General features: G+C 35.7%; 20 protein-coding genes and 7 tRNA genes. 18 read left to right on the plus strand and 9 right to left on the minus strand.

The genetic code is table 11. The annotated features are described in order from the left end of the window. Positions 1 to 283 precede the first annotated feature (283 nt). From NSQ84_RS00470 to NSQ84_RS00525, 12 genes are all read left to right on the plus strand, one after another. Positions 284 to 359: transfer RNA gene (locus tag NSQ84_RS00470), tRNA-Lys, on the plus strand. Between the two features lie 7 nt (positions 360 to 366). Beyond that, a tRNA-Leu gene (locus NSQ84_RS00475) sits at positions 367 to 449 on the plus strand. A gap of 6 nt (positions 450 to 455) precedes the next feature. Further along, positions 456 to 527: transfer RNA gene (locus NSQ84_RS00480), tRNA-Gly, on the plus strand. 7 nt (positions 528 to 534) lie between these two features. Next, positions 535 to 623, plus strand: a tRNA-Leu gene (locus tag NSQ84_RS00485). Between the two features lie 5 nt (positions 624 to 628). Further along, positions 629 to 705 (plus strand) — tRNA-Arg (locus NSQ84_RS00490). Between the two features lie 4 nt (positions 706 to 709). Further along, positions 710 to 786 (plus strand) — tRNA-Pro (locus tag NSQ84_RS00495). Positions 787 to 796: 10 nt separating this feature from the next. Continuing rightward, positions 797 to 869, plus strand: a tRNA-Ala gene (locus NSQ84_RS00500). A gap of 490 nt (positions 870 to 1,359) precedes the next feature. Next, positions 1,360 to 2,715, plus strand: coding sequence for a hypothetical protein (locus NSQ84_RS00505; RefSeq protein WP_327873181.1), 1,356 nt, complete (start codon positions 1,360 to 1,362; stop codon positions 2,713 to 2,715). A 12-nt stretch (positions 2,716 to 2,727) separates the two neighbouring features. Then, positions 2,728 to 3,411, plus strand: coding sequence for an ABC transporter ATP-binding protein (locus NSQ84_RS00510; RefSeq protein WP_327873180.1), 684 nt, complete (start codon positions 2,728 to 2,730; stop codon positions 3,409 to 3,411). Beyond that, positions 3,408 to 3,644 (plus strand): hypothetical protein, encoded by a 237-nt coding sequence (locus NSQ84_RS00515; RefSeq protein WP_066247873.1) that lies wholly within the window; start codon positions 3,408 to 3,410, stop codon positions 3,642 to 3,644. The genes NSQ84_RS00510 and NSQ84_RS00515 overlap by 4 nt, the downstream gene beginning before the upstream one ends. A gap of 269 nt (positions 3,645 to 3,913) precedes the next feature. Continuing rightward, on the plus strand, positions 3,914 to 4,441 hold the full coding sequence (locus NSQ84_RS00520) for a hypothetical protein (RefSeq protein WP_063387112.1): 528 nt from the start codon (positions 3,914 to 3,916) through the stop codon (positions 4,439 to 4,441). Positions 4,442 to 4,505: 64 nt separating this feature from the next. Continuing rightward, positions 4,506 to 4,958 carry a hypothetical protein gene (locus tag NSQ84_RS00525; protein WP_117017150.1) on the plus strand — a complete coding sequence of 151 codons (453 nt, stop codon included), beginning with the start codon at positions 4,506 to 4,508 and terminating at the stop codon, positions 4,956 to 4,958. Between the two features lie 433 nt (positions 4,959 to 5,391). On the opposite strand, the gene NSQ84_RS00530 is transcribed toward NSQ84_RS00525, so the two are convergent. From NSQ84_RS00530 to NSQ84_RS00570, 9 genes are all read right to left on the minus strand, one after another. Beyond that, a complete protein-coding gene (locus NSQ84_RS00530) occupies positions 5,392 to 6,144 on the minus strand; it encodes a prepilin peptidase (protein WP_311066723.1) in 753 nt (250 codons plus the stop codon). An 18-nt stretch (positions 6,145 to 6,162) separates the two neighbouring features. Beyond that, positions 6,163 to 6,969 (minus strand): hypothetical protein, encoded by an 807-nt coding sequence (locus NSQ84_RS00535; RefSeq protein WP_327873325.1) that lies wholly within the window; start codon positions 6,967 to 6,969, stop codon positions 6,163 to 6,165. Further along, positions 6,962 to 7,564 carry a PilN domain-containing protein gene (locus NSQ84_RS00540; RefSeq protein ID WP_327873326.1) on the minus strand — a complete coding sequence of 201 codons (603 nt, stop codon included), beginning with the start codon at positions 7,562 to 7,564 and terminating at the stop codon, positions 6,962 to 6,964. Before NSQ84_RS00540 ends, NSQ84_RS00535 begins: the two co-directional genes overlap by 8 nt. Then, the gene (pilM, locus tag NSQ84_RS00545) at positions 7,565 to 8,560 is read right to left on the minus strand and encodes a pilus assembly protein PilM (RefSeq protein ID WP_327873327.1); all 996 of its coding nucleotides are present in this window, start codon (positions 8,558 to 8,560) and stop codon (positions 7,565 to 7,567) included. A 117-nt stretch (positions 8,561 to 8,677) separates the two neighbouring features. Beyond that, on the minus strand, positions 8,678 to 9,076 hold the full coding sequence (locus NSQ84_RS00550) for a prepilin-type N-terminal cleavage/methylation domain-containing protein (protein WP_327873328.1): 399 nt from the start codon (positions 9,074 to 9,076) through the stop codon (positions 8,678 to 8,680). A 194-nt stretch (positions 9,077 to 9,270) separates the two neighbouring features. Then, positions 9,271 to 10,476 carry a type II secretion system F family protein gene (locus NSQ84_RS00555; protein ID WP_327873329.1) on the minus strand — a complete coding sequence of 402 codons (1,206 nt, stop codon included), beginning with the start codon at positions 10,474 to 10,476 and terminating at the stop codon, positions 9,271 to 9,273. Continuing rightward, positions 10,463 to 11,515 (minus strand): type IV pilus twitching motility protein PilT, encoded by a 1,053-nt coding sequence (locus NSQ84_RS00560; protein ID WP_063387121.1) that lies wholly within the window; start codon positions 11,513 to 11,515, stop codon positions 10,463 to 10,465. The genes NSQ84_RS00555 and NSQ84_RS00560 overlap by 14 nt, the downstream gene beginning before the upstream one ends. 12 nt (positions 11,516 to 11,527) lie before the next feature. Next, positions 11,528 to 13,183: a GspE/PulE family protein gene (locus NSQ84_RS00565; RefSeq protein ID WP_082830256.1), complete on the minus strand. Its 1,656-nt coding sequence runs from the start codon at positions 13,181 to 13,183 to the stop codon at positions 11,528 to 11,530. A 72-nt stretch (positions 13,184 to 13,255) separates the two neighbouring features. Next, positions 13,256 to 14,647, minus strand: a complete 1,392-nt coding sequence (locus NSQ84_RS00570; RefSeq protein WP_165381898.1) for a G5 domain-containing protein — start codon at positions 14,645 to 14,647, stop codon at positions 13,256 to 13,258. A 676-nt stretch (positions 14,648 to 15,323) separates the two neighbouring features. Between NSQ84_RS00570 and NSQ84_RS00575 the strand changes: the two genes are divergently transcribed. From NSQ84_RS00575 to NSQ84_RS00600, 6 genes are all read left to right on the plus strand, one after another. Continuing rightward, positions 15,324 to 15,791, plus strand: a complete 468-nt coding sequence (locus NSQ84_RS00575) for a prepilin-type N-terminal cleavage/methylation domain-containing protein (protein WP_157727882.1) — start codon at positions 15,324 to 15,326, stop codon at positions 15,789 to 15,791. Beyond that, a complete protein-coding gene (locus tag NSQ84_RS00580) occupies positions 15,784 to 16,308 on the plus strand; it encodes a hypothetical protein (protein ID WP_130156464.1) in 525 nt (174 codons plus the stop codon). Before NSQ84_RS00575 ends, NSQ84_RS00580 begins: the two co-directional genes overlap by 8 nt. Continuing rightward, positions 16,289 to 18,046: a hypothetical protein gene (locus NSQ84_RS00585; RefSeq protein ID WP_130156462.1), complete on the plus strand. Its 1,758-nt coding sequence runs from the start codon at positions 16,289 to 16,291 to the stop codon at positions 18,044 to 18,046. The genes NSQ84_RS00580 and NSQ84_RS00585 overlap by 20 nt, the downstream gene beginning before the upstream one ends. A gap of 780 nt (positions 18,047 to 18,826) precedes the next feature. Further along, the gene (locus NSQ84_RS00590; RefSeq protein WP_242513753.1) at positions 18,827 to 19,501 is read left to right on the plus strand and encodes an MgtC/SapB family protein; all 675 of its coding nucleotides are present in this window, start codon (positions 18,827 to 18,829) and stop codon (positions 19,499 to 19,501) included. Positions 19,502 to 19,742: 241 nt separating this feature from the next. Then, on the plus strand, positions 19,743 to 20,204 hold the full coding sequence (locus NSQ84_RS00595) for a CtsR family transcriptional regulator (protein ID WP_063387474.1): 462 nt from the start codon (positions 19,743 to 19,745) through the stop codon (positions 20,202 to 20,204). A 14-nt stretch (positions 20,205 to 20,218) separates the two neighbouring features. Further along, on the plus strand, positions 20,219 to 20,767 hold the full coding sequence (locus tag NSQ84_RS00600) for a UvrB/UvrC motif-containing protein (RefSeq protein ID WP_063387128.1): 549 nt from the start codon (positions 20,219 to 20,221) through the stop codon (positions 20,765 to 20,767). Position 20,768 lies beyond the last annotated feature (1 nt).

Raw genomic sequence — 20,768 nt, forward strand, 5'->3', positions numbered from 1 at the left:
TGAATATGTCTTTCAATCAGTTGTCAGACAAGCAATGCTTCATCAAATTTGTGGCAGGTTGTTTTGCCCTGATGTCATTGATCGTTTTCCCAATAGTTAAGACAGAAGAGACAGCTGAAAAAATATTTTTGATCATGAGCCATTGCTCAGCAGGTAGTGCAACGAGCAAAGCCTCGTCGAATAAGCGGCGAGTTGTCCCGACGCATCTATCATCCTCCAGAAGCTGGCAGAGGAAGGGACATCTGACAAATGAAAAATGGATTAGGAGAAAAAAATTTTTTATGAGCCATTAGCTCAGTCGGTAGAGCATCTGACTTTTAATCAGAGGGTCGGAGGTTCGAATCCTCCATGGCTCACCATTTTGACGCGGGTGTGGCGGAATTGGCAGACGCACTAGAATCAGGATCTAGCGCCTTTATGGCGTGGGGGTTCAAGTCCCTCCACCCGCATCATATGCGGAAGTAGTTCAGTGGTAGAACACCACCTTGCCAAGGTGGGGGTCGCGGGTTCGAATCCCGTCTTCCGCTTTTCTCTGCCGGGGTGGCGGAATTGGCAGACGCACAGGACTTAAAATCCTGCGGTAGGTGACTACCGTACCGGTTCAAGTCCGGTCCTCGGCACCATATTGGCGCCCGTAGCTCAATTGGATAGAGCGTTTGACTACGGATCAAAAGGTTAGGGGTTCGACTCCTCTCGGGCGCGCCATATACGGGAAGTAGCTCAGCTTGGTAGAGCACATGGTTTGGGACCATGGGGTCGCAGGTTCGAATCCTGTCTTCCCGACCAGGAATTTAAAGGGGCCTTAGCTCAGCTGGGAGAGCGCCTGCTTTGCACGCAGGAGGTCAGCGGTTCGATCCCGCTAGGCTCCATCCAAATATTTATTTATACAACCAATTCCAATAATCCGCTGAACCTTAGGGAGATTCCTAAGGTTTTTTTATTGCCCATGATAAATGGACATGGACGTATGGATGCGAAAAATTATCAATAGCTGCTAACATATTCGAAACAGTTGTCAAGCAATTATTTGTGTTGCTTAACATAGTGCTTTGAAGCCGTTAGTATGATCCGAAAAGTGTATAGCGATGGGGGCAAACAAAACTATCGATATCGATCGAAACATAAAAAATGGGAGAATTTCTAATAAATCGCTAAATATGGTTGATTAATGGTATATTTGGTAATATTATTTAATTGATCAGATGAAGAGAAAGTGAGAGTTTAAATATGAGTTCAGCTACACAATGGCTCAGCAGCTTCATTATTTTTTTAGGAAAAATTTAAGAAAATAGATAAACATCGCGTAATGAACATTGTTTCTAAATTTCGTTTTATGGTTTTATTGATGAGGTGCAGACTATGTCATATGTAAGAATTTTTTTTCTTATTGCAATCAATGCTTTAAGAGCATATCAAAGCAATTTGTATGAAAAATTTGAAAAAATTTTACCTGAACTTAAGTATCTGGCGAAATATTATATATACTTTTATGCAGCGTCAAATATTTTATTATTAGGGATTATTCTTTTACTAGACCCTTCTCAAAATGTACATATTCATCGTATATTAAATGACTATAAATGGGAAATTTTAATCGCAAAATATTTAATGGAATTATTTATCATTATAAATTTGTTAAGATTTGAAGTTCCAAAAGGATTTAAAAAAGTTTATGGATTAATACCGTCTATTTTTTATGTAATCACTGCTAATTTTAAAAACGTTTATACATGGATACTGATACAGTTTATATATTATACATTTTTAGATAAACAACTTTTTTTGATCTTATTTATTTTAAGCTGTATAATCATTTATCTTTCTTTGTTTGCTAAAATATCAGAATTTCAATACATATTAAATATTTTAAAAATGGCTCGTCTCATGTTTGTAATATTGTTAAGTTATCAAATCATTCAAGAAGTATCGCAAAAAGCAGGTTTTAGCTTCGTGAGTGCAAGCAATAAAATCGAGGTTTTATTATTTTTATGGGTGGCTTTTCTATTAATTCTGTTAATATCTAACTATTTTTTATTAAGATATATTAAAGCTACTACACGAATTTTCCAGGAAAAACAATTAATCCATTATTTCAAACTATTTTTTATACCCTTCATATTTTTGACTTTGATACAGATCACATCCAGCTTGTTTGTTTTCATCAGCAATATCGAAGAATCACTGATAATCATATCCTATTTAATTTCATCTCTTTTTGTAAAAATCAAATTTATTGATTTTTTAACTATGGAAACTTATGGTTATTATTTGTTTTATTTAAAGTCTTTAGACAAAAAAATTCAATCTGAGTTTATGATGAATATTAACTTAAATAATTTCTTCTTATTATTGCCCGTTTTACTATTTCACCTCTGTTATCTCATTTTAAATCAGCAATATATTTATGCTTTCCTGCTGATGCTTGTATACATATTAGACATTAAGGCAGATGAACTAATCATTTTAATCACGAGAAAAATATTGAAGAAAAGTGAATTGCCTAATTTGTTTATACACACAAAAAAAGGTTTATCCAACGTATTATTAATAGCGTTTGTTCCCAGTGCCATTATTAGCATTCTTGTAAACAGTAGCAGCATAAAGAGCTCCAGCTTAGCTACAACGATGTTGCTGCTTGTTTCCGTCATACTATTTTGTGTGTCAATATTGGCGCATTATTGGAGGAAGAGCTTTTTTGACGAATTACATAAGTGAGGTAAAAAATAAATGTTAGAAATTAAAAATTTAACGTATAGCATAGGGGAGAAAAAAATTTTAGATCATATATCTTTTTCAATACCTGAAAATGAAGTGACAGCCATTGTCGGGCCAAATGGCGTGGGCAAAACTACAACCGTGCAAATATTGTCGAATATAATCAAAACGGAAAATGTTTCTGTTAAGAGCTTAAATCGTAATAAGAAAATCGTTTACTTGGATATTGAATATTTAGTTTTTGATGAATTGACAGCACAAGAGTTTCTCGAGTTACATTCACGAATTCATAATAAAAATAAAGAAGAGCTTGAAGAGCTATTAAACGAATTTGAAGTATTGAATATTAAAGAATTTTTACCGAACAAGTTAAAGGGTCTTTCTTTAGGGCAAAAGCAAAAATTGATTATATTAATGGGATTTATGTCCAATGCAGATATTTTAATATTTGATGAGCCATTTAACGGTTTAGATTATAAATCTGAAATGAATTTTAAAGAGCTGCTCAGAAAAAATAAGTTTAACTTCACAATTATCATCACTACCCATAATTTTCATGATATCGAAAGGTACACTAAGCAGTGCATTGTGATGGAAGATAGCAAAACGATTAAGCAGATTACAAACGTAAATACTCAAAGTTATAAAAAAAATATATTTCAGTATTTAGGTTTAGAACAGGAGCAATATAGATGAATCGTCAGTTCGTCATAAAAAGGGAAGAGTTCATGAAAATTCCTCTGCTTATATTTGGTTTTTTATTGGCAGGATTCTTCTTTGGCGCATTATTAGAAGTCGATTTAAAAAGGGAAGCTCTCGATCTAAATTTTATTGATATTTTTTTCAATAACGCCTCAATCGGCATTATGTTAGTTCTGCTAACAAGTTTCATATCTTATCCGATTATTTTATATAATTCATTTTTTTAGGGTTAAACATATATTTTGGCATAGAGCTCTTTGGCGTATATAAAACTTTCATGACTTTAATTTTCCATACGCCGATAGAAAATAGTAGGATGGATCATATGTATCATCGCTTCGAAAAGAATGAAAGATTTTTATAAAACTGTATTAAAAAAAGAAATAAACAAAGAAAATATAAAGGCTGTTTGTATGTTATTGCTGACAATGATAGCTGTTTACTTTGTTGCAGCCATAGTGGAATATTATGCTTTTGAATTTCTGGGGGGACATAAATGGTTAAATTAAAAGCAAATGAAAAAATATTATTAATACTGTTTACGCTTTGGTATTTATTATCCATACAATTTATCAGTCAATACATGATCATGAATCAAGGCAGTGTAATCTATGAAAAGAACATTTTTAAAACGAAAGAAATCATGTTTGTATTCCTAAATTTTGTCATAATGATCTTTTCGATTGTTTTTCTTTTCTTTCAAGCTTTTATCTATCGATTTATCATACTATTATTTAAACCGCAGAAATATCCATCCATATTTTCAAGCTTTTTTTATTTAATGATTGGATATTTGCCATTTTCCATTACGATCATTATCACAAACTTTATTCATCAAGAGTATGTTTACAATATTTCAACGAATATATACGCAAAAATTTTCATAACGATTATTGTAAACGTAATATATATATTCATCATTGTTAAAAAAAATATCATCGATTCCAAAAAGGCGCTATTATTGTGTATGTTTTTAATCGTAATAAATGCTCTAGTTTTATTCATTAATTTCAATTCACTATAAAAAACGATTCAGAGGAACTTGGATAAAATTTTCTTCATTCTTGAATATATGAGAGGATAGGAAAATGGTTAATGAAATAAAAATGTATTTTTCTCATCACAAACCAATTTATGTTATTCTTGCTGCAATCATGATAGGATGCGGACTACAATATTTCATACTTAGCAATGAGAATATGAAGTCTGTACAGGATGCTTTATCGGAAGAATCGGAGTCATTGATTTTCCAAAGCTTCTCTGTCGATATCATTGCCCTCATTGCCTTGCTATATTATATTTTTTGCTCTGCTGCTTCAATCATGAAAGATGGAGTTTTTGAAAAAAATAAAAGCACCCGTAAAATGATTTTACATAAAATATACGCTTCTTATTTGTTCGTATTTATTTGCAACGGAATCATTGTATTATCGACTAGCATAATCGTTATCATACTTTATGGATTTCATCATGATATTTTTTATCATGCATTGTTATTACTTATTGCGAAGTCCTATACCGCAATTTTTTATGTAACATGATCTATGTTTTTGGCTGTTCTATTCAAAAGTATATGTTTATTTTTTCCATGCTTTTTGTTGTGGAGATTGCCAAAATTGCGGTTTTTGCATTTCTGCGTAAATTTGCTGTTTTTGATTACGTTATATTCAATCATTTAGATATTTCTTCTTATTTCCATTTGCCGTCTTCGGGAATTGATAAGGGATATAACATAGTATTTTCCATTGCCATATATTTAGCGTATATATTCCTTCTGCAAGCTTTGAGTGTTTATATATTCAACAAGAAAAGAGAGCGTGTAACCGATTAATTAACATTTATCGTTGTTATGGATGGCATTATCACCATTGTAAAGATTTTGAAAAGGCCGTTTAGCTCGCTAGGCTAGCTGTTAAAAATACTTTTGCTTCATATCAAAAGAAAAGAAAAGTCAGACCTGTTCTCTTTTGTCCATTATATGATTAACTGAATATACCAATGGAAAATTTCCGTTTCATAAAAATATGAAAGCACGGCTCCAATACTGATGAAAGGTCCGAATGGTATTGCCGATTTACGGCTTAATTGTTTCGTGATGATGCCAAATAGACCAAATAATGCACCAATTAAGGTAGACAGGAAAAAAGCTAATAAAACTCCTTTAAGACCTAAAGCATATCCTAAAACAGCAAATAGTTTAATATCTCCGCCTCCCATTCCGCCATTGCTTACAATGGCAATGATATAAAGAAGGATAAAACCGACAGTCATTCCAATTATCGAATCATACCAAGGATGAAGCGGAATCCAGGTCCGCAGGAGAACAAATAGAACGAAGAAAAAGATTAAAATTCGATTCGGAATCAATTTGTAAGATAAATCACTCACCGTAATAATGATCAGGAGTGAAACAAAGGGTAGTGCTACTAAAAGCTCCTCGTTAAATCCAATTTTGTAGAAACTAAAAACAAATAGTAAACCTGTAAACAGCTCCATCACTGGGTAAATAGCCGAAATCGGAACACGGCAGCTGCGGCATTTTCCTTTCTGAAGCACATATGAAAAGATGGGTATTAATTCATACCAGGATAAGAAATGGCCACAATGCGGGCAGTGCGACCTCGGCTGAACGATTGAGCGTTTTTTCGGGATGCGAAGACCGACAACATTAAAAAAAGACCCGAAAATGATTCCGATAGCAAAGAAAAAAAGGTAAACGAAAACCATTGCCAAACTCCTCGTACATTAGTATTTAGGGCTGTTTTTACCATTTTGCGATTCCTTATTTGTTTCTGATGAATGATTTTTATCTGCTGAATCAAAATAAAAGGTAGTTAATTGAATTTCCATCGTAATGGTTTGATTCGTTTCGTCCTCTAAAAGCTCCTTTTCCCCCGGTTTCGTGAATGAAAGGACGTCCACTCGGGTGATTCGCTCCAATTTTTCTATTTCTTGTAGGAATTGTAAAAAATGCTTGAAATCTGGTGAAACAACCGACAGATTAAAGGTAATTAGTTTCACGTTTTTATATTTTTCTTTCTCTGTCGATTCGTTCGAAGCTGATTGGTTTTCGCTTTGATTAGACGGAGCATCCGCACTTTCATTTTCAGATTGATTAGTTGCAGACTCCATTTCGGTTGATTCATTTTGCTCCTTATTTTCGTTCGTATTGTTCGTATCTGTTTTATTGTTTTCCGATAATAATTCCGATTCAGACAGCGTTTGCTCATCCTTAAAGGAAATGTTCTGGATTTGGCTGCCGCTGACGTATTCCGCTTCCTGTAAATCAAGCAGCAGCTGGTCCATATTGCGGCTTAACGGCATTTTTTTCTCTAATTGAGCAGTATTTTCTTCCTTATCCGTTTTACTTTTATTCAATTGTGCTTCCAATTGCTTCATTTCCACTTCAAGCTGATTGGCATCTAACTGTGCAAGCGCAACATCGTCTTTCAAAGGCTTTACCGTATACATATACACAACGCCAATAAGCAAAAACAGTAAAACGATTAAACAATAAAAAAAGATTTTCCTTTCTTGGAGGAAATCACTCATCTTCTTCACCCCCGTTTTCGTCCTCTAACGCCGAAGAATGAGTCTCAAGAATAATATTCACATCATATCTCGGAATCTCCTTGAACATTTCTCCATCCACTTGTTCCTCTGAAGCTTCTTCAAATGTGAAGGCTTTAATTTCTTTGATCCTTACATTTGTAAAAAGAGGGGAAGAGACGAGCTTTGAAACATAAGATGCGGCAACATCCAATGATTCGAATTGGGTTTGGATCGACAATTGTTTATTTTCATATTCATAATGGCTTAAATAGCTATGATTTGGCAGCAATTCCAGCAATTCTTCAATGAAATGTGAGGTAGGTGCGGTCAATTCCTCTGCTTTAGCGACCGCTTCTTCTAAGCTGCCTGATTGTCCATTTTTTTGATTTTCTACTTGAGTTTCTAAAATTTCCTTATCCATTTTTAAATTTTCAATTCTCGTATCGGCCAGTTCTTTCTCATTTTTCGTATGAATATATTGATAAACAATGATCGATAAACAGATTAGCCAAATAACAAGAAAAGAGATAAAAATAATCAAAACCGTCGAACTTTGTCTTTCGGATTTCGGTAATAAATTTATTTCAGGGATCACTTAACTTCCCCCTTTCAAGGCAAGCCCTAAAGCAGGTATAAAATGACGAGGAACTTTATCAATTTTTTCAGGAGAAAGGTAAGCATCTAAAATCGTAACGGGAATTTGAAATTGATCTTCTATTTTTTTTCTAATCAAATCTAGGTTTGGAAAATCTCCTAACAGCATAATTTTCGATACAGCTTTCTGACCTTTATGAATGGAGTAGCGGTAAAAATTCATAATCCGCTCCAATTCCATTATTTGATCATCAATTAAACCTAAAAATTGCGCTTCATCTCCATTATACGTCCAGGTGAGCAGATCATCATCGTATTGGTAGCTTGTCCAATCCTTCATTTGAATATCTAAATCTTGAAATCTTAAGAATTCAGGCTGGTTCTCCGAAAAAATACTGATCATGATTGAGTTTAAATTCAACTCAAAAAATAAATATGCTTCATCTGTATTTTTTGTCATATATGTATATTGGAAATACCGATATACGCCAATTGAACGAATATCAGCAGCTACTGGCTTCAGTCCTGCATCAATCAAAATTTCCGTATATTTTCTCATTTCATCTTCTGGAACGGCAAAAAGAAGCCCTTCCCGTTCTTGTGTATCAGCCTTTCCAGGCAATGGTGATACATCGAAGATTGGATTGTCAAATGGAAGATAAAGTGTATGTCCTAATTCCATAATAAAGTGGCCGTTGATTTCTTTATCTTTTAAATGAGCAGGAAACTTTACCTTTCTCATAATGACAAGGGAATCAGGCGCATAAAACTGGACATTCCGCCTTTTGATTCCCCACTCTTTGACGGTTTCCTTCATAAAATGATAAAACTCCATCTCATCAAGAATTCGCCCATGCTCTAGCAGGCCGTTCGGTATAGACTTTTCTTTGAAATGTTTAATATTTGTTAAATCGCCGCCGGAATGATCCACCATCCGAAGCGCGTAATCATCGATGACTAAGTTGATTGTTTTTTTAGCCGAAAGAAAAGTGAGCATAGGCGAACCCTCCTGTGACCAAATATTTTGGAAAAGAGAAATACTTCAGCTTTTGATAGAAAGTATTCAGGCAAATTATTATGTTTACATGTTCCAAGTTAAAACGAAAAGGATTCTTTAGTTATTATCTAAGTAACTCCGTAATTGTCCTTCAGTTACACTTGTAGCTTTATCCCCACCAGCTATTCCAACTGCAGGATGACCAGAAATTGACCAAGTAGTGCCGTTAAATGAAACTTGAAAATTACTGTCACTTGTTTGAAAATCAATATACCCTTCAAGTTCACCGGCAGTATAAGGTAGATCATTACCACCTTCTTGTGCATGTTTTAGTTTTGCAGCTGAAATAATATTTAATGCCTCTGATACATCAGCCCGGTCTCTAGAATCGCCAATGACATTTGCGATAATCGGGATTGCAATAGCTAGTATGATTGCAATGATGATAATAACAGCCAATAGCTCAATTAATGTCATCCCTTTTTCTTTTTTGAGAAGTTTTACATGTTTTCTCATTTCATATTCCTCCTTTGTTTTTAGTTTTCCTAAATTTACTTTCATAAAGCAAAACGGCAAGCGCTTGTCATGTTCCCGCAAACTTTATTAACTCGATTTCTTGACCACCTCCTAAAGGGATTTTTTGGAATCTAGTACAATACGTTTCTTTTAGGTGCTTTATATACGAAAATGCTGCAAGCTTCGTCATCTATTTACATTTGCTGATAAATGCTAAACATAGGAATCATAATGGCAAGAACAATTGTCCCAATGACAAAGGCTAAAATGACGATCATAATTGGTTCGATCAGCGATTTCAAAATTTCAACGCTGCGGTCAACTTCCGCTTCATAGAAATCAGCTATTTTGGTTAACATGAAATCTAATGAACCAGTCTCTTCGCCGATCGCCGTCATATGGGTGACGAGCGGCGGGATTACCCAGCTTTTTCTAAACGGTTCGGATAAGCGGTCTCCTTTTTCTAAACTATCACGTGCGTCCAACACGACTTTTCCAATGACTGGATTGTTGACAACCCGCTCGACAATAGTTAAAGCTTGTAAAATTGGCACTGAACTAGAAAAAAGGGATGATAATGTCCGCGTCATTCTTGCAATAGCTGATTTTTGCAGCAATTTGCCGAAAACAGGCATTTTTAACAAAATAACATGGACAGCGTAATAAAAGGCTTTATTGCTTTTCATCAACAAGCTGAAAGCAAGAATCGCTGCTAATAAGACAAGAAGTACAATCCACCAAAAGTTTTGAACTACATGGCTTGCGCCAACTACGAATTTCGTAATGGCAGGCAGTTCACTGTCAAATTGGGCAAAAATTTCGGTGAATTTAGGCACAATCGTTAGCATCAGAAATACAACAACTGCAATAATGATAATGATTAATGTGATTGGATAAGCAAGGGTTGATTGAATTTTTTTCTTCAAATCGTATTGCTTTTCAAAATAAGCCGCCAGCCTGTCCAATGTTTCGTCCAAACTCCCGCTGGCTTCCCCGGCGCGAACCATATTGACAAAAATGGCCGGAAAAATTTTCGGATATTTGCTCACCGCATCTGAAAAAGCATTTCCTGTCCGCAATTCCGTTTCAATCTCAGCCAATACTTTGGCCAATGCTTTGCTTTCCGTCTGCTTTGATAAAATATTCGTTGAATCTACAATAGAAACTCCTGCACGGATCAGTGTTGCAAATTGCCGGCAATAAATGACAAAATGCTGGTTTTTCACAGGTCTGCCAATCGATACTTCCTTATAGATCAATCCTTTTGCTTCATTGATCTCACGGGGGCTTATTCCTTGTTCTCTTAATTTTGCTATCGCATTTGTTTTATTTAGTGCATCAATCGTACCTTTCTTTAGCTGTCCTGTTTTCGTACGACCGACATATTTATAGATAGCCATTTTCATCACCTTTATTGATATATGGCATGGCGCTTTCGTAAGAAATTTTTCCTGAGCTTAACAAGCTTTGAACGGACATTTCCAATGTATGCATTCCTTGAGCTCTATTCGTTTGCAAAACATTGTGGATTTGATGAATTTTTTCATTGCGAATCAAGTTTGAAATGGAAGGATTATTAATTAAAATCTCCGTTGCAACCGTTCGCCCGGATCCGTCCTTTAGCGGAAAAAGGCGCTGTGAAATGATTCCTTGCAGAACGTTTGCTACTTGAAGGCGAATTTGCCTTTGCTGATGGGGCGGGAACACATCTATGATCCGGTCGATCGTCTGGGCTGCACTGCTTGTGTGCAATGTGGCCAGCACTAAATGACCTGTTTCAGCAGCAGTAATAGCTGTCGATATCGTCTCAAGATCCCGCATTTCCCCCACTAAAATAATATCCGGGTCTTGCCTTAAAGATGCGCGCAGTCCGTTTGCAAAGCTTTTTGTATCTGAACCAATTTCCCGCTGATTGATAATGGATCGCTTATGGGAATGAATATATTCTATTGGATCTTCTAATGTAATAATATGTTTGGAATAGTTTCGATTAATATAATCGATCATCGCTGCCAATGTCGTTGACTTACCTGAACCGGTTGGTCCCGTGACGAGAATTAACCCTTGGGGCTTTTCCATCAATTTCTCGACAATGGAAGGTATTTTAAGCTCTGCGATCGTTGGGATCTTCGTCGGTATAATTCGGATCGCGACACTTATATGATTGCGTTGGCGAAAAGCGTTTAATCGAAACCGTGAAATTCCCTCTAATTCATAGTTAAAATCAAGCTCGCCCTGCTGCTCGAACGTATCCCACATCGTCTCCGGAATAAGCTCTTTCGCCATTCTTTCCGTGTCGTTTTTAGACAATGAATGGTCTCCGTAAGGCTTTAGCTCGCCGTTTATGCGAAAAACCGGAGGAGAGTCGACAATTAAATGGAGGTCTGAAGCATGATCCGTAAAAGCTTTTTTAAGTAAATCTGATATATTGTATGACATGAAGCCCACCTCCTACTCGAGGACAGCGACGCGTAAAATTTCTTCTGTTGTCGTTAATCCCTCTTTTACTTTCAGCAAACCGTCATCGATTAAAAATTTTAATCCTTTTTCCCGCACAAAATTTTGCAAATAAGAAGTTGACGTATTATTCATGATGAGTTCACGAATCTCCGCATCGATCGGCAATACCTCTTGAATGGCTAGGCGCCCGCGGTAGCCGGTCATGTTGCAGCTTGGACAGCCTTTGCCTTTTGCAACCGTCTCGATTTCAAGGCCTCTATTCGCAAAAATTTCTTTTTCTCTTTCAGTCGGGCGGACGATTTCGCGGCAATCCCGGCACACTCGTCGAACTAAACGCTGGGCTACAATGCCAATGATTGAAGACGATATGAGATACGGTTCAATACCCATATCGATTAATCTCGTTAAAGCAGCAACTGCACTATTCGTATGTAGAGTACTTAATACTAAATGACCTGTAAGTGACGCCCGAATGGCAATTTGTGCTGTTTCTGTATCACGAATTTCGCCGATCATAATAATATCCGGATCCTGGCGCAAAATCGAGCGAAGCCCATTGGCGAATGTCAGGCCGATATCTTCATTTACTTGAATTTGATTGACTCCTTCGATCTGGTACTCGACAGGATCTTCAACCGTGATGATATTTACATCCTCTGAATTTAACTGATTTAAAGCAGCATACAATGTCGACGACTTTCCGGATCCTGTAGGTCCAGTGATTAATATTATTCCATTTGGCTGATTTAGCATAGTAATAAATTTTTCCAAATTTTCATCTGTAAAACCGATTTTTTCCACACTGTTTAATACATTGCTTAAATCAAGAATCCGCATCACGACTTTTTCGCCAAAAATTGTCGGCAGCGTGGCGACACGAATATCCACCGGTTTAAAATTAATCGTTGTTTTAATTCGGCCGTCCTGCGGCAATCTATTTTCTGTAATATTTAAGTTTGCCATAATTTTAATCCGGGCAATGATGACATTTTGCATATGTTTTGGCAGTGACCGCTCTAAACGTAAAATGCCGTCGACCCGGTAGCGGACCTTTACGTCTGTTTCTTGCGGGTCAAAGTGGATATCACTGGCACGCTGGGCAAGACCGTTGGCAATGATTTGGTTGACAAGACGAACAACAGGAGAATCTTCATCCGTTACTTTTGCTTCATCCATTGAATCCTTTGGTGAAAGATCACTCATGATCTCTTCCATCGATTCTTGAAGATCATAATATTTTGTGATCGTTCGATATAATTCATCTTTTGTCGCAATAGCGGGTTCAATATGGCATCCTGTTGCCATTCTCAATTCTTCTATAGCAAAATAGTCCATCGGATCCGCCATTGCAACAAAAAGTTTATTTTTATCTTTTCGGATTGGCATCACATAATGCCTTTTTGCCAGCTCTTTTGGAATTAATTGAAGAACATCCTGATCAATTGGATATTGATAAATATTGATATGCGGTATTCCTAATTGGAACTCCAATACTTCAATCAGCTGCTGCTCGGTAATAAAACCTTCTCTCAGCAGGGCATCCCCTAATTTTTCATCCGGTGACTTATTTTTTAATGTTTGGTTTAATTGTTCATTTGTAATGAGTCCAGCTTCTAAAAGCAAGTCTCCTAAACGCTTTCTAGACAATTTCCGTTCACCTCCAAAGATGCTGGCTTTATCATATTCATTCAGATTTTCTTTTCTCTAACGGTGTTGCCTTTATTTCACATATTCCGGCTCTTCCTCCACACTTTCCTCCATTAATTGCTTTTCGTATTCCTCTTCGCTTTGAAAACGGTCTTGCCCCATGCTTTCAGTCCCGTCGGTACCATTGTCCGTATTTATATCCTTTTGCTTCGTTTGGTCCGCATTTGTTGAATGATCAGCATTTGCATTACTAGGATCCGCTTGGCTATTATTCGTATTTGTATCGTCCGAATTCGTTTGGTCATTTTCGTTATTCGCATTATTATTTTGATTTTCAGAAGAAGGTAATGCTAATAAAATGATTTCAGGTACAGGCAAGTAAAAGTCAGTGCTAATCAACTCACGGGAAAGCTCCGCGCCGTTTTCGGCTACTGACACTCGGTATACTTCCACTCGCTGACCATTTACACCGTTTTGTATAACGCGCTTGCAGCATGGCTGTAAATCCTTTTTATAACGATAGATGGTGCGATAATGAATATCTTTTTTATTTTCAATTTTGTATTGATATTTTGTTTTTTGAGGTGCGGACAAGATCGCCATTTTCAATTTTGATCCGTTTTTTTCAGCTTGAATTGTGTATATATAAGGTCCAGGATTTGAAACGACGAAATCTTTATCATCTGTTTGACTGACTTTTGCTTCAATCCCTGCTTTTGAATAGGTCGGAATTACTCGCTGCGAATGGCGCTCAATAATCTCTACATTTGTTTGCAGGAGCAAAGAATACAGCATAGAAACGACGAAATTTCCATCATCCTCCCTAAAATAACTCACCTCATTTGCCACTTGCTGCAAAAACGAAAATGAATTTCCAGGTGTTATCTTTTTTCCATTTAATTCTTCTACTAACTCATCTAAAAAGATATAGTCTTTCGGAATATTCCAGCTTGCTTCAGCAATTACATCATTTTGTTCGTTTGCATCTGTTAAAACCGCTTGAATGTTATGTTCTCCTAAATAAGAGGCCGTTGTTTCAATGTTGTCTATCGTTTTGACTTTATCAATATGGTTCGGCCATTCTGAAAGTTCTTCATCCGTTATATTCACTTTTACAACCAACGGCAGATCAACTGATTTTTTTTTAATAAAGAAGGCATACCACGGTGTTTTTGTTTTTTCGAGCAATTGATCCATCGTTTGATTCAGGTCATACTGAATATCTTCAGATGGAATGGTTAATATTTCCGTGGGTGATTCAATCGTCATATCACTTTGATTTTTCCACTCATTGATCTTATCTGATAAAATGTCTTTAGCTTCATCAACAGTCATTCCACCGACATCAATTCCTCCGACTGTAGAACCATCAGGAATTGTAAAGGCAGCGTTTGCGATATGGGGAGTTCCGAAACTAATGGTCGCAGCTGATATAACGATTATGAAAGGAAAAAACAAAGCCATTAACCTTTTCATCCTGCTCATAAAGAACCTGCCTTTCTATGTATCATTTGTCTGATCAAGCTTAGAAGACTGAAACCGGCAAATAAATATATATTACTAAGGTTGACTTTTCATTTCAATGCCAATATTCGGGATCTTTTAGAAGCGCGGTTGATTGCGCAAGGCTTCAGTTCCTTAGAGCTTGTTTCTTCATCGTATGAGTAAAAGAAGAAGTACAATTGATTTGTCTAATTCAGCCTGTAAAAATATAAAATTTTACAAAATAGGTAAAAAATACAGCTTTATTTAGTTAAAAAGACCTATTTTGGAGTAAAATGAAAGCAACGAAGATGAAATATTTTGTATAATAATAGCAAAATTACAGCAATTCATCCACAATAAAATGTAAAAATTTGAATAAATAGTAAAAATATTGTTTTATTTTAGTCTAAAAGGCTTTATTTTGAAGTAAAATAAAAGTAATAAATAATGTATTTTTGTATAATCATAGCAAATTTTGGAGAGAAAAATTTTTACGGATTTAGTAAAAATGTTCCATATACTTACATTCTATTATTATGATTCGTTTAAGACAATGGTTTTTTAGTCAAAAAGTCCAATTTCAGAGGATATAGTTCCAATTCACTACAGCCATTGCGACTATTACTTAATATTTAAAAAAATGGGTGAATATTCTATGAAAATGAAGATTGTGAAGAAAATGGACGGGTTTACACTTGTGGAGATACTAATTTCTCTCGTTATTCTTTCCATCATTATTTTGGCATTTCTTAATCTTTTTGTTTTTACAAATAAAACAACTGTAGTAAACAATGATCAATTAGTGGCAATTCATCTGGCGAAATCAACAATGGAAAGAATTAAGATGAATCCTTTTTCTTATATTGATGAACCAGATAATGATCGCTTTAATCAGCCGCAAGTTTATACTTCTGACAGCTGCTCGAACCGTCCAGATCCCGATGAATGTGAACTTTTGTTTTCTCCACTTATAAATAATAAAACGTATGCAGTTCAAGTAACGGTCAGTCAAACTGCTAATGAAAAAGCGATTCGATTAATGAATGTACTTGTTGAAGTGAATTTACAAAATTCAAAAACACCCATTACTTCAAAGGTTGAAGGGTATGTGAGCTATGAGTAAAAAAATCATATCCTCTAGTAAAGGAATTACGTTAGTAGAAGTTCTTTCAGTGGTTTTATTGGGTTCTGTTATCGGACTGATCGCTTACTCTGTTCTTTTTAGCGGATTAAAAACATATGACCGTGCTATGGAAGAAGCAGCATTGCGCGATGAAGCAGATTATATACTCGCCCATTTAATTGATGAGCTGTTTGTGTTAAAGGTTAGTGAGATTAAGGAGCGGAAATTGCCGGATCCAAGCGGGAATTACTTTTTGATCAAACATGACGGCAGCAAAATTGGTTTTGATCATGAACATTCACGTGTAGTGATTAATAACAAAGAATTGTCGTTAACAAACGGAAATATCGTGCTTTCTCGCGAATCAAAATTGATAGAAACTGAACGAGAAGATGTGTTTGAAATTTTGTTAGTTTTACAATCTGCTAAAACACAGCAAACAATGAAACTGAAAAGTATTGTGAGCATTATTAATGATCGAAAAGGAGTGCAAAATAATGAAAATCTTAATGAATGAGAAAGGATACTCCTTGATCTTAACCATGTTGATCTTTTTACTATTTACAGTCTTGTCTGTTTCCGTTTTGACAGTTGCTTTATCTGGAGTGAAAAGAAATCAAACAAGCGAGGATTATGTTCAAGCTCGTGAATTAGCCAATAAAGGAATTGAACATATTACGAATCAGATTCAAAGCGATTTGAAAAATGAACTAGGAGAAGAAGGAATCACCCGCAGCGAGTTTATAACGAAATTAAATACGATTTTAAATCGCTATAAAGACGTGATAAATAGTGTTCACAATACTGGCGCAACTGGTGAATATCGAGTATATATACGAAATATAGAAAATGTAATAGAAAATGGTGAAGAAAACCCGCTAAAGAAGAAGATAACCTTTTTAAGCAGAGGATTTGTTGATGGCAAGGAAAAAACGGTTATTTCAGAAGTTGAAATTGGTGCACAATCTGTTTTGGAGACATTACATTATGCGCTCGGTGCCAACAAATTATGTAAAACTCCAAATGCCTGTATACCTGGTGAAGGAAATATGTTTTTGCACGGCGGGGTTTCGATCACAGGGGATATGAAGGTAGACGGGAATTTAATCATAACAAACCGAGGATATGCATATTTAAGTGGTGAGAAATGGATTGCGTCCGTTTACCCGAGCATTTTACCAACACAAGGAAAAGCAAACGCAAACTTACTACTTGGTGGAAATATTTTTACCTTTAATCATACCCCTCCATATGAACAACATATTACAACTTCTAATTTTGGAAGTTCTTATACAAAGCTAACAGATCGTATTGATGATGCTTTTTACAATCGGCAAGCCCCGGTTATTGTAAAAAGGCAGCCGATCCGTGATGACATTCAAATTCCTGCACAAAAATCGGTTTTTTATTATAAACATAATTCTCCCGGTGTAACGATCATAAAAGCTAATAATAGAATAATCTCAAACCAAAATCGGCCTAATGACAAAGTTTATGCGAGTCATGATGAATGTTTTTTTATATGGTGTAATGAGAAATACGATGGAGATTACACATTTACTGGGAATAATCTTTTTAAAAGCTTTGCCACTGCAGGTTCATTAACAATTCGCAATTCAGATAATCAATTCAAACAGACCACCTTTAAGGAGGGAGCCTATATAGAGAAAAATTTAACAATTGGCAACGGATCTAATTCGTACAACCCAAATAATTATGACAAAATTCGGGTGGACGGCCCCATATTTGTGAACGGAGATCTGACGATTAAAGGGGCTGATGCGGAATTTAATTCTATTATGTATGTAATGGGGGATGTGACGATTGAATATTCGCGTATCAATGGATTAGGTCAAAACGGTTCGTTAATTATTTTTGCAAATGGAAATATAAACATTAGAAATAATAGCGTTAACCAGGATGAACCTAGTAATATTAAAGGGTTTTTCTATTCAGAACAAGCATTAGAAATGTTTGGAGTTGGTTCAAATATTCGTATAGAAGGAGGAATATCAGCGAGGCGCATTGTTTTAAATGCGATAAGAGGACGGGCCAGCAATCAAAATTTTAGTGGGGCGCAAAAAATTACGAATAACGATTATTTTGAAGGTGCACAAAACCAAATAGGCAAGCCTTCTAGGCTGCAAATTATTTATGATCCGGAAATTATCAATACGTATGCAGATATAAAGTCTAGAGAGCCCGTTATTAAAAACTTGGATCCGCCTAAAATTATTAATCGTGACATAGAATAAATACCTTTCATCTTATTTTTTTGCCGATATGACCGCCGCCTCTCGTGTATAGCGAAGGCGGTGGAGGAATCGGCTTTTTTTTTAGCTTTTTGTGATGTTTTTCCGTTGCAATACTTTCCGTTATGATCATAAAATGAAAAATTAAGAAATGACAGTCTAAAAGCCAATTTTTCGAGAAAATTGTCGAAAGCCGAAATGGATATTTTTGCTGTTACAAAAACATCTTTAATTGATTTGAATGATGCAAACCGTTTTAATTAATCTGAGAAAAGCGATGGAGGCGAGATTTGCTTATCCTTGTAAAAAAGTATGGACGAAACAATTATTCACTGCATGTGATTTGACAAGCTCAAGCCTCTTTTATCCTCTTGTAAATGGAAATATACAACAAACAGACAAAACAGCTTAAAACAGAACGAACAAAAACGACAAATTTACGAACAACTAAGAGCTCGCTTCTTCTGAAGATCCTCCGCATCTATTGCAATCAAGCTCGCTTTCTTTAAAACCTTCAATCGGAGTATAATTAATTGATCGTTACTTCAGAAGCATAAACTTTTCCATTCTTGAAGCATATGAGCAGTGAAAGCTTCGTTTGATTTTAAAGCCAGCTCTAAAAGTGCTTTTTTGTTTCATATCATTCTTAGTCTCATACTCAAGAACGATTGAATATTGAGCACTGTTCATCGCATATAATGGGAAAGTATAATACTGTATCATTTCAAAATTCATATATGGCCAAAACAGAAAAAGTCATTTGGATGGTAAGGAGGAATGATAATGCCTGAGGAATGGCAAATTATGTTGATTCGCATTGTTTTAGCAGTCATTTTAAGTGGATTTATTGGCCTTGAACGAGAATTTAAACGGCATCCAGCAGGCTTTCGCACGCATTTGTTAGTTGGTGTCGGCTCCTGCATGATGATGCTTCTGTCTCTTTATGGCTTTGAAGAATATATGGATCGTTATGAAAATATTCGTTTTGACCCAGCAAGAATTCCTTCTTATGTCATTAGTGGCATTGGTTTTTTAGGTGCTGGAACGATATTAGTGAGAGGGGTTACGGTAAGAGGATTAACGACGGCAGCCTCGATTTGGGTTGTTGCAGGACTTGGCCTTGTTGTTGGGGCAGGAATGTATCCGTTGGCGATTTTTTCTACCTTGATTGTATTGTTAAGTTTGATCTTTCTCAATAAGGTGGAGGCTTTTTTTGCTGAGAAGTCAAGCAAAAAATGGATACAAGTTAATCTTCCAGAAGATGATTTGGTGGAATTTACTCGGAAACTTGAACAATTAAATATTTCTGTTTATAAAATTCATTTTACATTGTCAAAGCCAAAAGAAACTAAACATGCGAAGCGTTCATATTTACTTGAAATTGGCCTTCCAAAAGATGAAATGCCTGAAATCATAAACGAATTATTGAAATTTCAAGAAGTTAAAAAAGTTTTTTAAAGAGCGGGTTTTTTCCATATTGTAAATGGCAATATTATTAGTGAGCTTTTTTGTTGAAATGACACAAAAAAAAATTTATATTATAATTAAGGTCAAATATAGTCAAAGTCAAGTGACTAGTTGTTATCGTTTAGGAAATAAGCATTACGTAAACATCTTGCCTCCTATCCCTCAAGGATATTGCACATTTCTTGAGCGTTTTGCAATTCCAATCAAAAAGTTGAAGGAGGTGTTTTTCGAGGTGCGGAATATATCTGATATTATCGAGCAATATTTAAAGCATGTATTAGATTCAAGCGGAAAAGAAATTGTTGAAATTAAAAGAAGTGAAATTGCGGATAAATTTCAATGTGTTCCATCGCAAATCAATTACGTGATCAACACTCGTTTTACAATTGAACGGGGTTACATTGTCGAAAGCAAAAGGGGTGGAGGCGGTTATATCCGAATTATGAAAATTCGAATCAATGACCGTATCCAGCTGATCAATCAAATTTTAAATGCCATTGGTAAAAGGCTGTCACAATCGTCGGCGGAGGATATTATTTTGAGATTGGCTGATGAAGAGGTTATTTCAGAAAGAGAAGCGAAAATTATGTTGAGCGTAATTGATCGGTCTGTTTTATATATTGATTTGCCTGATCGAGACGAATTGAGGGCAAGGATGATGAAGGCGATGCTCACCTCGTTAAAATACAAGTGAGGATGTGATGGACGATGATTTGTCAAGAATGTCATGAAAGGCCCGCTACTTTCCACTTTACAAAAATTATCAACGGCGAAAAGACTGAAGTGCATATATGTGAAAAATGTGCACAGGAAAAAAGTGATGTATTCATATTCAATATGAATCCAGGCTTTTCTATAAACAACTTATTGTCCGGATTATTAAATATGGACAGCGCCATTAGCAGCCAAGGGCAAAATGTTTTCAAGAAAAATCAGGTCATTCAATGTGAGAAATGTAATATGACGTTTGATCAATTTACGAAAATTGGTAAATTCGGATGCTCCCATTGTTACAAAACGTTTTATCACCAAATTACCCCGATTTTAAAACGTGTTCATGGCGGGAATACAACTCACGGCGGTAAAGTACCGAAACGGACCGGTGGAAGTATTCATTTGAAAAAGCGCCTGAAAATGCTTAAACAGGAACTGCAAGAATTAATTGCGAAAGAGGAATTCGAAAGAGCAGCTCAAGTTCGGGATGAAATTCGGTCCATTGAAGCGAAGATAAATGGACGGAACGAAAGGGGAGTATGAC

The sequence above is a fragment of the Aeribacillus sp. FSL K6-3256 genome (assembly GCF_037965805.1).
Lineage (GTDB): Bacteria > Bacillota > Bacilli > Bacillales > Aeribacillaceae > Aeribacillus > Aeribacillus composti.

Excerpts from the sequence above, each read along its gene's own strand:
- NSQ84_RS00505 (WP_327873181.1), top strand. The coding sequence starts at position 1,360 with ATGTCATATGTAAGAATTTTTTTTCTTATTGCAATCAATGCTTTAAGA.
- NSQ84_RS00510 (WP_327873180.1), top strand. The coding sequence starts at position 2,728 with ATGTTAGAAATTAAAAATTTAACGTATAGCATAGGGGAGAAAAAAATT.
- NSQ84_RS00515 (WP_066247873.1), top strand. The coding sequence starts at position 3,408 with ATGAATCGTCAGTTCGTCATAAAAAGGGAAGAGTTCATGAAAATTCCT.
- NSQ84_RS00520 (WP_063387112.1), top strand. The coding sequence starts at position 3,914 with ATGGTTAAATTAAAAGCAAATGAAAAAATATTATTAATACTGTTTACG.
- NSQ84_RS00525 (WP_117017150.1), top strand. The coding sequence starts at position 4,506 with ATGGTTAATGAAATAAAAATGTATTTTTCTCATCACAAACCAATTTAT.
- NSQ84_RS00530 (WP_311066723.1), bottom strand. The coding sequence starts at position 6,144 with ATGGTTTTCGTTTACCTTTTTTTCTTTGCTATCGGAATCATTTTCGGG.
- NSQ84_RS00535 (WP_327873325.1), bottom strand. The coding sequence starts at position 6,969 with ATGAGTGATTTCCTCCAAGAAAGGAAAATCTTTTTTTATTGTTTAATC.
- pilM (WP_327873327.1), bottom strand. The coding sequence starts at position 8,560 with ATGCTCACTTTTCTTTCGGCTAAAAAAACAATCAACTTAGTCATCGAT.
- NSQ84_RS00550 (WP_327873328.1), bottom strand. The coding sequence starts at position 9,076 with ATGAGAAAACATGTAAAACTTCTCAAAAAAGAAAAAGGGATGACATTA.
- NSQ84_RS00555 (WP_327873329.1), bottom strand. The coding sequence starts at position 10,476 with ATGGCTATCTATAAATATGTCGGTCGTACGAAAACAGGACAGCTAAAG.
- NSQ84_RS00560 (WP_063387121.1), bottom strand. The coding sequence starts at position 11,515 with ATGTCATACAATATATCAGATTTACTTAAAAAAGCTTTTACGGATCAT.
- NSQ84_RS00570 (WP_165381898.1), bottom strand. The coding sequence starts at position 14,647 with ATGGCTTTGTTTTTTCCTTTCATAATCGTTATATCAGCTGCGACCATT.
- NSQ84_RS00575 (WP_157727882.1), top strand. The coding sequence starts at position 15,324 with ATGAAAATGAAGATTGTGAAGAAAATGGACGGGTTTACACTTGTGGAG.
- NSQ84_RS00580 (WP_130156464.1), top strand. The coding sequence starts at position 15,784 with ATGAGTAAAAAAATCATATCCTCTAGTAAAGGAATTACGTTAGTAGAA.
- NSQ84_RS00585 (WP_130156462.1), top strand. The coding sequence starts at position 16,289 with ATGAAAATCTTAATGAATGAGAAAGGATACTCCTTGATCTTAACCATG.
- NSQ84_RS00590 (WP_242513753.1), top strand. The coding sequence starts at position 18,827 with ATGCCTGAGGAATGGCAAATTATGTTGATTCGCATTGTTTTAGCAGTC.
- NSQ84_RS00600 (WP_063387128.1), top strand. The coding sequence starts at position 20,219 with ATGATTTGTCAAGAATGTCATGAAAGGCCCGCTACTTTCCACTTTACA.